The sequence below is a fragment of the Desulfurivibrio dismutans genome (assembly GCF_029210385.1).
In the GTDB taxonomy this organism is placed as follows: Bacteria; Desulfobacterota; Desulfobulbia; order Desulfobulbales; family Desulfurivibrionaceae; genus Desulfurivibrio; species Desulfurivibrio dismutans.
Window position 1 is genome coordinate 99,289 of sequence record NZ_JARGDQ010000008.1, and the last position, 12,342, is coordinate 111,630.

Sequence of the window (12,342 nt, forward strand, 5' to 3'; positions counted from 1 at the left end):
CCTATTCAATCCATTCCAGGCGGATCTCCTCACCCGCTGTGGTCAAATATTCCAGCACGGTCTCAGGCTGACCGGACGCCGTCGGGCACTCCACCGCCAGCAGGGCCGAGGACACCCCAGGGGCAATCACCCCGGTTTCACCTTCCCGCCCCAGCAAGCGGGCGCCGGCCAGGGTGGCCATGGCCAGAACCGTGGCCGGTTCCACTCCAGGATGATCCTCCCGCAGAACTTTCATTTCATGCCACAGGGAAAAACCGTGATTGCTGGCCTGGCTGTCGGTGCCCAGAGCCGGCAGGATGTCGGCCGCCAGATAGTCCGGCAGCGGAGCACGCCCCACCCCCAGGTAACGATTGGATCCCGGGCACAAACAGACTCCGGAGCGGCGGGCGGCCAGCAGCGAGATATCTTCCCGACTTACCCGCACCCCATGGACACAAATGGTTTGCTCATCCAGCAGCCCCAAACGGTCCAGCCAGGCTACGGCACTGCGATTGGGCGGCCGAAAAGCGGTGAGATCAAGCCCCCGCTCCACCAGAAAATCACGCAACGGTCCGCCGCCGTGGGCTAGAAACTCCTCCTCGGCGGCCGACTCGGCCACATGAACGGGAAACCGGCAGGAATCACCGCCGGCCCGCTTCTTCAGGGCGCGAAAAAGTTCCGGGCCGGTGGAGTAAAGGGCATGCCCGGTACAGCATAACTCGGCTGGCTGCCCGGCCAGCCGGGCCAGGGCAGCGTCCTGGGCAGCTCCGGAAAAACCCAGCAGCTCAAGATAAAAAAAGACCTCGGCCTTGAACAGGCGGCCGATTTCGGCACTGGCTGGATCGTTGCCGATATCCAGCACCGTCCGACACCCCCCGGTAAAAAGTCGGGCCAGGGCCAACAGGGCCGCGTCGGGATCGGCCGGACGCTCCTGGCGGGCCGCCAGCAGGCGCCGAATCCAGCCGGTGATATCGCCCGGTTCCGGCTGCCACTCCCGGCTCAGAAAGGCCAGGCCGGAGAGTTCGAGATGGCAGTGGGCGTTGACCAGGGCCGGGATCAGCACATGTCCTTCATAATCCACCTCGGCCGCCAAAGGGAGCACCTCGGCCTGCCGGCGCAACTCGGCGTAGGGCCCCACCGCCCGCACCCGGCCATTTTCCGTCAGGACCGCGCCGTTTGACAGGGGCGGTGAGGCCACCGGCAAAACCAGCGGGGCTCGGTACAAACGCATGCTTTCGGCCATGGCTTCCTCATGCTGGTCGGCACCGCCAGTTACTGCGGCACCGAAGATATTATTCGCAAAGGGTGTAGTCCATCCGCCGGCGACGGGCGGTAAAGCCGGCGCCTTCCACCAGGCGGCGGATTTCCTCTTCGGAAAGACGAAAACTAACCCCGGCGGCAGCAACCACATTTTCCTCGATCATGGTGCTGCCAAAATCGTTGGCCCCAAACGACAAAGAAACCTGGGCGATCTTCGGCCCCTGGGTAACCCAGGAGGCCTGGATATTGGCAACATTATCAAGAAAAATCCGACTGAGGGCCAGCATCTTGAGATACTCAAAGGCGGTGGTTTTGTTAATTCCGGCCAGAGCGGTATGATCCGGCTGAAAAGGCCAAGGAATAAAAGCGGTAAAACCGCCGGTACGATCCTGCAGGTCACGAATTCGCTGCAGGTGCTCCATCCTTTCAGGCATGGTTTCGATATGGCCGAACATCATGGTGGCGGTGGTCCGCATCCCCAACTCGTGGGCCTCTCCCATGACGGCTATCCATTCATCGGCATTGCATTTGCGCGGGGCGATCTCCCGGCGCACCCGATTGGAGAGGATCTCGGCCCCACCTCCGGGCATGGAATCCAAACCGGCGATCTGCAGGCGGGCCAGCACCTCCCGGGTGGAAATCCCCGCCAGAGTGGCAAAGTGGTGAATCTCGGGGGGGGAAAAACCGTGCACATGGATCCCGTAACCCTTGATAAAGCGCAGCATCTCTTCGTAAAATTCCAGCGACTGGTCCGGGTGCAAGCCTCCCTGAAGCAGGATCTGGTTGCCGCCCAGTTCCTTGGTCTCTTCAATCTTGCGGCCAAGCTCGGCCCGGCTCAACAACCGGCCGGCGGGGTCTTCGGGAGCCTTGAAAAAAGCGCAGAACTTGCAGGCGGAGATACAGATATCGGTATAGTTGATGTTGCGGTCGATGATATAGGTAACCATCGGCTCCGGGTGCAAACGACGGCGCACCACATCGGCCAGCAGCCCCAGCTGCAGCAGGTCGGTTGCCGCCACCAGATCCAGGGCCTCGGCTGCGGTAACGCGTTCACCGGCCAGAATCTTTTGGGGCAGACGGTCGCGTAAGACCGCATCTTGCACCCTCCCGTACCCTTTTACGGCAGATTGGCCCTCGTAATCACTTCCTTTTTGCTTGGTCTCTTGCATGGTCATTTTTTATCGGCATCGCCAGTGCCGCGCCGCAGACTGGGCGCACACTGTATCTCTTTGTTTTTACGTTATCGCCCGCCCCTTCCAGCGGGGCTTTTGGCGAGGATATCCCTGTTATCAGCTACGAACGAGGGGTGAGTTTTTCATAGAGGGTGTCCCGCTCCACCGGCACCCGGCCGGCTTCCTTGATCAACCGGATCAGTTCGCTGTCGGCCATGGCCTGCTCCGCTTCACCGCCGGCCATTTTGGTGATCAATTCTTCCTTGATGGTGCCGTCCAGGTCATCGGCCCCGAAAGACAATGCCACCTGGGCCAGCTTGGGGCCGATCATCACCCAGTAGGCTTTGATATGATCAAAGTTATCCAGCAGCAGCCGGGCCACCGCGATGTTGCGCAGATCCTCCACCCCGGAGGTACGGGCCAGCCCCGGGTTGGTAATGGAAAGCTCGGTATTGCGGGGATGATAAGCCAAGGGGATAAAGGTGAGAAAACCGCCGGTTTCGTCCTGGGTCTGCCGCAACATCAGCAGGTGCTCCACCCGCTCTTCCAGGGTTTCGATATGCCCGTAAAGCATGGTGGCGTTGCTGCGCAATCCCAGCCCGTGGGCGGTGCGGGCCACCTCCAGCCAGCCCTCGCCGGAGAGTTTTTTCTCACAGGTAAGCCGGCGAATCCGGGGGCTGAACACTTCGGCCCCGCCACCGGGAATGGAGTCAAGCCCGGCGGTCTGCAGTTCCCGTAGACACTCTTGCACGCTTTGGCCAGAAAGTTCAGCCAGATGGGCGATCTCCACCCCGGTAAATGCCTGAATATGAACCCCGGGCCGCTCCTCTTTAATAGCTCGCAGCATCTCCAGGTAGTAAGAATAGGGCAGATCGGGGTGAATGCCGCCCACCACGTGGATCTCGCTGATGGGCTCGTCCAGCCGGGCGCGAATCTTCTCACGGATCTCGGCAATGCTCATCTCATAGGCCTGATCGGAATCGCGATCCTTGCCAAAAGCGCAGAATTTGCAGAGGTTGGTGCAGATATTGGAATAATTAAGGTGCTGGTTATAAATAAAAAAAGCCTTGTCGCCGTTTTTCCGCTCCCGGACGATATTGGCCAGATACCCCAGCAGCAACAGGTCGGGACAGCGATACAGGGTTAAGCCATCTTCCCGGCTGAGTCGCTCACCGCCTTCCACTTTGGCAGCGATCTCGGCCAGGCCGGCCTTTTTAAACAGTTCTTCCATCATAAGTCTACCGCATCCATATCTTTATATCAGCCGACACCACCAATCTGTGGTGAGCCATGATTACTGCCGCTGATCACCTGCAAACAAGGAGATGCAGGAAATCCGCCGGGCACAGATGATTTATTGACCGGGGCGCCCTAGAGGTATCTCGAAACCGGGAAAATTGCAACAAATTACCGGCTGTGCCCCTTTGTCGGCAAACAACAAGCGAGTACCACCCAGGTATTTTTTTTCAAAGCCACCAAAGCCGTGATAACAAACAGTTAGCCAGTGCAAAAGCGGACAAAATTTGCATTATCCAGCAAAACCGGTTATGCTAGCCTTAAATTTTGCTCCAAATCAACCAGTCACGCACCTGGCAATGGGCCGACAGGCCATCCATTCGGCACTGTTGCGCCGGCTTGCTTAAGCCTGTCCCGGTTAGTGCATGCCATTGCCTACGACCGGCTCTAAAAAAGAGCCTGGCAGCACTTTCTTATCTGTCTCACTCGTTGCAATGTCCGTTACCGCGCTTCGCCGCGGGTCGTCAGGTGCCTGAATCAGGAGGATACCACCATGTACGCACCACCAAAGACCGACTCCGATCGCGCCACCGAACAAGATTTCCGTTCCGGTATGACTTCCACCCCGGAACAGTGGGAGGACTGGCGCTGGCATCTGCGCCATACCATCAAAAAAATCGATACCGTGGAACGGCTGCTGGGCACCACCTTTGCCCCGGAAAAGCGCCAAGAGCTGGCCGAAACCATCGCCCGCTTTCCCATGGCCATCACCCCACACTACTTCTCCCTCATCGACCGGGAGAACTACGAGGAGGATCCGGTGTTCCGTCAGTCGGTCCCCAGTTTAAGCGAACTCAAGATCGGCGCCAGTGAACACAGCGACCCCCTGGCCGAGGACCAGGACAGCCCGGCCCCGGGGATTACCCATCGCTACCCCGACCGGGTGCTGTTCCATGTTTCCAACCTGTGCGCCATGTACTGCCGCCACTGTACCCGCAAACGAAAAGTAGGCGACGTGGATTCAGTACCGGACAAAAAAAATCTTAAAGCCGGCCTGGAATACATTCGGCAAACACCGGCCATTCGCGATGTGCTGCTCTCCGGCGGCGACCCTTTTCTGTTGAGCGACGAACTGATCGACTGGCTGCTTGCCGAACTGCGGGCCATTGAGCATGTGGAGGTGATCCGCATCGGCACCCGTACCCCGGTGGTACTGCCCCAGCGGATTACCCCCGAGTTGGTGGCGATTCTCAAAAAACACCACCCTTTGTGGATCAACACCCACTTCAACCACCCCCGGGAAATCACCGCCCGCTCCCGCAAGGCCTTGGCCATGCTGGCCGATGCCGGCATCCCCTTGGGCAACCAGTCGGTACTGCTGGCCGGGGTCAACGACTGCCCGCGGGTGATCAAGCGGCTGGTGCACAAGCTGGTGGCCAACCGGGTGCGGCCCTATTATCTCTACCAGTGCGACCTTTCCGAGGGGCTGGCCAATTTCCGGACCCCGGTGGGCAAAGGGATCGAGATTATCGAAAGCCTGATCGGACATACCAGCGGTTTTGCCGTACCCACCTACGTTATCGACGCCCCCGGTGGCGGCGGTAAAATTCCGGTGATGCCCAATTACCTGATCTCCTGGTCCACCAACAAGGTAGTCCTGCGTAATTTTGAAGGCGTGATCACCACTTACAAGGAGCCGGATTCCTATCAACCCATCTTCTGTGACCGCAACTGCGAAGACTGCCACCTGGATCTGCCACTGGAAAATACCGAAGACCAGGAAAACACCATCGGCATTTCCGGGCTGCTGGCCGACTACGAAGAGGCCATTACCCTGGTGCCGGAAAACACCGAACGAATGGAACGCCGGGATGACGATGAACAGTAAGCGATCACGGGGCACCACATCTTGCGGCACCCCGCGACCGCTTACGGGACAACCCCTGTGACTGATTACGATGAATAATCCCACTCTTGCTACCGACCAGCCGGAGGCGATGGCAGCCGACCAAACCGTGACCCTGGGCCGTTCCCTGGTGCAGCACGGGCGGGCCAGCGACCGGGTTTATCTGATGGCCGTTGCCGATGAAGATATGCCCGGCCTGCTGGGTGAACTGGATCAACTGGCAAGGCAAAACCGCTACGGCAAAATATTTGCCAAAGTGCCGGCCCGCTGGCGGCGGCAATGTGTCGCCGACGGCTACCAGGTGGAGGCTGAAGTGCAGGGCTTTTACGGAGGCGAGGAAAGCGGCCTCTTCATGGGAAAATACCTTAACGAGGAACGTCGTGCCGCCACCGATATTCGCAAGATCCAGGAGGTTCTGGAGCTTTGCCGCCGAGCCCAGAAAAACTCTGTAATTCGGGATAATACCGGAGCGGATGACGACTACCAGACCAGGCGGTGCACGCCGACGGATGCCACGGCCATGGCCGCCCTGTTCCGCCGGGTCTTTCCCTCCTATCCATTCCCCGTCCACGAACCTGATTTCCTGCGGCAGACCATGGCCGAAAACGTGGTTTACACCGGGGCCTGGCAAGGGCAAGAGCTGGCCGCTCTGGCCTCGGCGGAATACTCCCCGCGCGAAGCCCACGCCGAGATGACCGATTTTGCCACCACCCCGGAACACCGCCGCCGCCAGTTGGCCGGCCGCTTGCTGATTACTTTGGAAAAAGAGATGACCTCCCGGGGCATCAAGACGGCCTATACCATTGCCCGGGCGATCTCGGCGGGCATGAACCTTACCTTCGCCAAAGCCGGCTACCGTTTTGCAGGAACCCTGACCAACAACACCCAGATCTGCGGCCGGATTGAAAGTATGAACATCTGGTACCGGTCGCTGTCGTAAAGCATAACGGTACAACTACGGCCCGACCCGCCAAACAAAAAGGCGCCTTGAAGATCTAGCATCTTCAAAGCGCCTTCCGGGACCGGGTCGGCCACGGGCCGCCGGTCTACAGTTTGCCCTACAGTTTGCCGATCACCATCACCGGCTTAAAAACCAAATTCCTCCAACATTTTGTTCACCGTATCCTGATCCAGGGGACCCTCCACTTCATGATCGCCGGTCATGGTCTTGAGATAACGATCCACATCTTCCTGGGCCAGGCGCTTGCTTTCCTCCGGGGTGATGTCGACGTTGTGCTCTTTGATTTTGAGCTGCGATCCCAGTGAAACCACGATGGCCAGCAACTGCACCTGGAAATCGGAAAGCAGTTTGATAATTTTCAGAATCTGCTGCCCGGAAAGATCCTGAAAACTCAAGGCTTCGGTGATTTTGGTCACATCGTCGTAAATACTGCTGGCCACGCTGAAAGCGTTCTCAATTTTGTGAAAAACATCAAGCTGGTCCTCTTTGCTCATGCCGGCACCGGCCGTACCGGCGCTGAGCGCGGCCAGCTCCTCCCGCAAATCACCGACCATGGCCGCGGCTTCCGCCAGCACCTCCCGAACCGGCGCCACTTCCGGGCCGGCAGAAACCGCTTCTGCAGATGCCAACACCGGCGGCTCTTGCTCGGCGGCGGAAACCGCCGGCTCGGCTAAACCGCCTTCCCCACCGACCTCCTCGATTTCCGGCATTTCCAAAGGCAAGGCGCTGTCGAGGAAAATCTCGCCCTGGTTGGCCTCCATCTTGACAAACAGGTTCTGGATCTTCTTTTCCGAACAGGCCGTGGCCAGGGAGTTCAGCACATCGGTGAGGGGAACGGTGTAAAAGTTATCATCGTCCGGTGCCAGTTCAGCAACCCGATCGCTGATGGCATCGACAAAGGCGTTATAATCAAAAAGCTCCGCCGCCTTTTCCCGGGCTGCGGAGATATGCCCTTTAACCTGTTCGTTGGTGCACAACTCGTAGATGGTCTGAAAAACGGTATCCAGGTCAAAGAGGAAGCGGCGGCGCCCCGCTGCGACGGCCGGGGGGGGACCTTCCGGTTCATTGGCGGGTTCTTCGTTCGCCGCTTCAGCGGCTGCCGCTGGTGGCTGCTCAGCCTCGCCTCCTTCCATGGCCGCCAGCAGCTCTTCCGCCCGGCCCAGCTTGTCGGCCAGCAGATTCAGTTTTTCCCCCAGGACTCCGACGGCATCCTCGACACCGCCGCCACTGTTCTCATGGGCCAACTGCTGCTGCAAGAACGCCTTATGGTCTTTCAATTGAGCCAGCAGATCGCGCACATCATCGGTCTGATGCTGCACCTTTTCCACATGATCCATGATCTGCATGGTCGCCTGCTCGGTCATGGAGACGATATCACGCAGCTGGTTTTTGGCGTCTTCAATTTTTTCGCCGGCTTCGTCCAGATCGGCCCGCTCAATCTTGCGATCCTCCGCCGGCAGATCTTTCAGGGTGGAACTGAGGCTTTTGGCCAGATTACCGATTTCATTATAGACATCATTGGAGATCTGCTTGTAGTAATCATCGCCGGGGCCGGTGTACTCCGGCGGTGGCGGCGGCGGACAGGAGGGAGCGGCGGGAGCAGCATCGGGTGCGGCCGGGACGGCGGCCGAGCCACCGGCGGGACCGCTGTCCGGGCCAGACAGGACGGTGATATTGTAGATCAGGTTGTCAGTAGAAATCCTGAAAAAGCCGGTGCTTACCTCAAGATTTATTTCCGCTCTGCTCGCCGCCATTTCTGCCTCCCGCCCGGTTTACGGTACTCATCCGGACCACCACGTGGATACCGGCAGCCCTTACCAATCAGACCGCCTCTTTTTATATAGCCAGCCAACCCGCTCTCCATACGGGCTTCTCCTCTTCCATCGGTAAAGACCCGGAAAAACTCAACACTTTTTTTAAACACTATTTCAGCGCCGGCAGCAGTTCTTTAAAAACCGGGGTGCCGGCCTTGTGCAGCCAGTCGTAAATGATCATCTCGCTGTTGGCCACCACCGCCCCGATCTCCCGCAACCGGGACAGCCCGGTTTCATAATTTTTAACCGCCCGGGAGGCCACCGCATCCGCCGGCACCCAGACCCGATAGTCATTGCGCAGGGCGCCCAGCACCGTCTGGTAAATGCAGATATGGGTCTCCACCCCGCAGACAATCAGGGTGTCCACCGAGGTGCCCAGAGACTTTACCCGCTCTTTGATGGCCTGATTGTTGAAACAGCCAAACTCGAGTTTATCAAGCGGCGTGATCCCCTCCAGTTCGCTCTTGACTTCGGGGACAAAATCACCGATCCGTTGGACGTACTGGGTGGTGGCCAGAACAGGTATATCCAAGGCTCGAGCGGCTTTGATCATCAGGGCGGCATTGCGGGCCACCTCATCCCGGGCGGGAATCACCTTCATCAGATTTTCCTGGATATCAACCACCAGCAGGGCGCAATTTCGGGGCTGCAGATGATAAAGTTCAGCGGTCATTTTTTCCTCCTTTTCTGGTCTTGTTGGCCGTTGCCGGACCGGCCGGCGACTTGCGGCGCCGGGGTCGGCCGGTTTTTGCCGCGGTTGCAGAAGACTTTGCCGTCCGCTCCAACACCAGCCGCTGGCGCCGGCGCTCCTGGTCGCCCCGGGCCACATACAGCGGGCGACCGCTGTCCGGGTCCCGGCCGCTGACATAAACCGCGGTGGCCAGGGTTCCCGGGGTGGGGGTAAAATCCTGGAACTGGCGAGGGATGAGGCCCAGCTTTTGCAGCTTGCGGGCCATGTTCTCCATGTGCGCCAGGGTACAGCCGGGGTGAGCGGAAATCAGATAAGGATTGAGGGACGGCGGCTTTTTGCCGGGCCGGCCGCCAAGTTCCGCCGCCAAACGGCTGAACACCTGCACAAACTGCTCCAGCACCTGACCATCGGGCTTGTGCATCAGCCGCAGCACCTCGGCTTCGGTATGTTCCGGGGCGATTTTCAGGGTACCAGGGGTGTGCCGTTCGAGCAAGCGCCGCAGCAGCCGGGGGGTTTTCAGCAGCAGTTCCATCCGCAGACCGGAAGAGACCAGGAGGTGGCGAACCCCGGGCACGGCGGCCGCCGCCTGCAGCAGGGCCAGCAGACCATCTTCGTCGACCCCAAGATGCCGGCAAACCGCCGGGTAAAGACAGTCGCGCCGGGAACAGCCGCCTTCAGGCAGGGAACAGGCGCAACCAAAAAGGTTGGCGGTGGGGCCGCCCAGGTCGGTGATGGTGCCGCGAAATTCCCGGTCCCGGGCGATCAGCGCCACCTCGGCGACTATTGACTCCTGGCTGCGGCTGACAATGACCCCGCCCTGGTGACGGGTGATGGCGCAAAAAGCGCAGTTGCCGCAACAGCCCCGCACAATGGTGACGGAATCACGCACCATGGCAAAGGCCGGAACCTCACCGGCCAGGGGATGGGGCTGACGGGTGTAGGGCAGCGCATAAAGCCGGTCCAGTTCCGCCGGGTGCAGAGGCTCCGCCGGTGGATGCTGGAGCAGCCACTGGGCTTGCTGTCGCTGGAGCAGGATGGTGGCCTGACGGGCCCGGGCCTGGCGGTCGATCTCTTTTTCCGCGGCCAGAAAGCGGGACGAATCGGCCATAATCTGCTCATAACCGGGCAGCACGGTATAATCGGCACGGACAGCCGCTTCCCCGGCCGCGGTCGGATGAACGGCCTGTCGCTGGTCAGTGCCACGCTCGGCCAGCTGTCCGGGGGGCAAGCGCTCACAGGTTCCGGGAATCCCCTGCAGATCCCGGCCGGCTTCCAAACGCCGGGCCACCTCCAGCACGGCCCTTTCCCCCATACCGTACACCAGCAGATCGGCTTTGGCATCGGTGAGCACCGACGCCCGCAGTTTGCGCTGCTGGTAGTCATAATGCACAAAACGGCGCAGCGAAGCCTCGAGCCCGCCGAGGATAATGGGCACCTCGCGGCAGGCGCGGCGGGCCTGCTGGGCATAGACAATGGTGGCCCGATCCGGCCGGCGGCGAAAGCGGCGCTCGGCCTGCCGACCGAAGTAAGGATTGCCGCCGGGAGAGTAATCATCCCGGTCCCGCACCTTGACGTTGCCGGTATAATTGGCCACAATGGAGTCAAGATTGCCGGCGGAAATACCGAAGAACAGGCGGGGCCGACCAAAGCGAAGAAAATCGTCGGGCCGGTCGTAGCGGGGCTGGGACAGGATCGCCACCCGGTAACCATGGGCCTCCAGCCAGCGGCCGATCAGCGCCAGGCCGAAGGAGGGATGGTCGATATAGGCATCCCCGGAGACCAGGACCACATCCACCGTCTCCCACCCCCGCTGCCGCATTTCCGCCACCGTGGCCGGCAGCCAAAGAGTTGCCGGCGCGGTTATGGCTGATGTTGACACTTTCCTGATCCCCCGGCTACTAGTGGTCGGCGTCGCAAAATGCCGCGCGGCCGCGCGGGCTGGCCCTGCAGCCCGATGTTTTTTGCGTTGCCGGCCAACATTTTTGGCGGGTTTTGGCAAGATTGTCAAGGTTATGGTTATGGTTATTGCGTGAAAATAAACAACGAAAAAGGAGAAACCCATGAAAATCGAGATCACCTACTGCTCAAAGTGAAACTATCTGCCCCGTGCCTCCGGTCTGGAGGCCGAAATCAAAAAGAACTTCCCCCTGGCCACGGTGGAGCTGATCGCCGGCAGCAACGGCATCTACGACATCAAGGTCGACGGCCGCCAAATCTTCTCCAAGCACCAGAGCGGCCGTTTCCCGGACAACCGGGAGATCATCGAACTCCTAAAATAACCACCACCAACCTTTGAAGAGCGAACCGGCGGCAACAAAACATCATCCCGCAACAAATAGCCGCCCAAACCCAGCCGCCGGCGCTGCAGGGCCACGGCCACGTCATTCGGTTATGGCACCAAAGTGGGGACCGCATAACTTTAACGTGCCCCTGGTCCATAAAAATCGCCCAAGCACAGCTGGCGGCGCTGGCGGTTCGGCAGTGCCGCAGGTTGTGGCAAGCGGCCCGGCACCGCGTACCCCGGGTACGCAAGCCGGGCCGATCGCCGCAAAATGCGGTGCTGCCGGACCGCCGCCGTCGTCAGCGGGGACCGAAGATGGCCGTCCCCACCCGCACCAGGTTGGCCCCCTCCTCCACCGCCACTTCAAAATCGGCGGACATGCCCATGGAGAGCACCGGCGGCCCATGTGTTCCCAGTAAATCCTGTCCGGCAAACTCCTCGGACAGCTGCCGCAGGCGGGCAAAATGCGGCCTGGACTCCTCGGGGTCCTCCGCCATGGGCGGCATGGTCATCAAGCCCAGAACCCGCAGGGCGGGCAGTTCGGCCAGGGCCCGCAACAGTTCCGCCGCCTGCTCGGGTGCCACCCCGGCCTTCTGCGCCTCGCCGCCGACATTGACCTGGACCAGCACCGGCAACACCCGGCCCGCCGTCGCGGCATGACGGTTGAGGGCCTTGGCCAGCTTAAAGCGGTCCACCGTCTCCACCATGGCAAAATCGGTGGCAGCCGCCTTGGTCTTGTTGCTCTGCAGATGACCTATAAAGTGCCAGCAGACTCCGTCACCTGCTCCCGTCTCCATCCCATCACCTGCTGCCCCACAGGCCAGCAGGTCATTTACCCGGCTGATTTTCGCCTGGGCCTCCTGCAGATAATTTTCACCAAACAGCCGCTGCCCGGCGGCCACCGCCTGCACAATACGCTCCGCTTCCACCCGTTTGCTCACCGCAACCAGACGCACCGTGGCCGGGTCCCGCCCGGCCTTACGGGCGGCGACCGCGATCCGGTCCTTGACTGCCGCCAGATTGGCCGCGATATCGGTCATTG

Annotated in this window: 10 protein-coding genes; 3 read left to right on the plus strand and 7 right to left on the minus strand. The window is 60.3% G+C overall.

The window, feature by feature from the left end; all coding sequences use genetic code 11:
- Window position 1 precedes the first annotated feature (1 nt).
- From P0N66_RS10270 to mqnE, 3 genes are all read right to left on the minus strand, one after another.
- Window positions 2-1,222 carry an amidohydrolase family protein gene (locus P0N66_RS10270; RefSeq protein ID WP_275805018.1) on the minus strand — a complete coding sequence of 407 codons (1,221 nt, stop codon included), beginning with the start codon at window positions 1,220-1,222 and terminating at the stop codon, window positions 2-4.
- 49 nt (window positions 1,223-1,271) lie between these two features.
- Window positions 1,272-2,342, minus strand: coding sequence for a cyclic dehypoxanthinyl futalosine synthase (gene mqnC / locus P0N66_RS10275; protein ID WP_275805021.1), 1,071 nt, complete (start codon window positions 2,340-2,342; stop codon window positions 1,272-1,274).
- Between the two features lie 190 nt (window positions 2,343-2,532).
- Window positions 2,533-3,645: an aminofutalosine synthase MqnE gene (gene mqnE, locus P0N66_RS10280; RefSeq protein WP_275805024.1), complete on the minus strand. Its 1,113-nt coding sequence runs from the start codon at window positions 3,643-3,645 to the stop codon at window positions 2,533-2,535.
- 555 nt (window positions 3,646-4,200) lie between these two features.
- Between mqnE and kamA the strand changes: the two genes are divergently transcribed.
- On the plus strand, window positions 4,201-5,535 hold the full coding sequence (gene kamA, locus P0N66_RS10285; RefSeq protein ID WP_275805026.1) for a lysine 2,3-aminomutase: 1,335 nt from the start codon (window positions 4,201-4,203) through the stop codon (window positions 5,533-5,535).
- A gap of 109 nt (window positions 5,536-5,644) precedes the next feature.
- Entirely contained in the window at window positions 5,645-6,493 is an 849-nt protein-coding gene (ablB, locus tag P0N66_RS10290; protein WP_275805029.1) for a putative beta-lysine N-acetyltransferase, read from the plus strand.
- A 146-nt stretch (window positions 6,494-6,639) separates the two neighbouring features.
- Here the strand turns inward: ablB and P0N66_RS10295 are convergent, their stop codons facing one another.
- From P0N66_RS10295 to P0N66_RS10305, 3 genes are all read right to left on the minus strand, one after another.
- The gene (locus P0N66_RS10295; protein ID WP_275805031.1) at window positions 6,640-8,268 is read right to left on the minus strand and encodes a protein phosphatase CheZ; all 1,629 of its coding nucleotides are present in this window, start codon (window positions 8,266-8,268) and stop codon (window positions 6,640-6,642) included.
- Between the two features lie 169 nt (window positions 8,269-8,437).
- Window positions 8,438-9,001 carry an isochorismatase family protein gene (locus tag P0N66_RS10300; protein ID WP_275805033.1) on the minus strand — a complete coding sequence of 188 codons (564 nt, stop codon included), beginning with the start codon at window positions 8,999-9,001 and terminating at the stop codon, window positions 8,438-8,440.
- Window positions 8,991-10,898: a YgiQ family radical SAM protein gene (locus P0N66_RS10305; protein WP_275805035.1), complete on the minus strand. Its 1,908-nt coding sequence runs from the start codon at window positions 10,896-10,898 to the stop codon at window positions 8,991-8,993. Before P0N66_RS10305 ends, P0N66_RS10300 begins: the two co-directional genes overlap by 11 nt.
- Window positions 10,899-11,079: 181 nt before the next feature.
- On the opposite strand from P0N66_RS10305, the gene P0N66_RS10310 reads away from it, so the two are divergent.
- Complete coding sequence (locus P0N66_RS10310) at window positions 11,080-11,298, plus strand: SelT/SelW/SelH family (seleno)protein (protein ID WP_338140556.1); 219 nt, start codon at window positions 11,080-11,082, stop codon at window positions 11,296-11,298.
- Between the two features lie 301 nt (window positions 11,299-11,599).
- Here P0N66_RS10310 and P0N66_RS10315 read toward each other — a convergent pair whose 3' ends face one another.
- Complete coding sequence (locus P0N66_RS10315; protein WP_275805037.1) at window positions 11,600-12,340, minus strand: YggS family pyridoxal phosphate-dependent enzyme; 741 nt, start codon at window positions 12,338-12,340, stop codon at window positions 11,600-11,602.
- Window positions 12,341-12,342 lie beyond the last annotated feature (2 nt).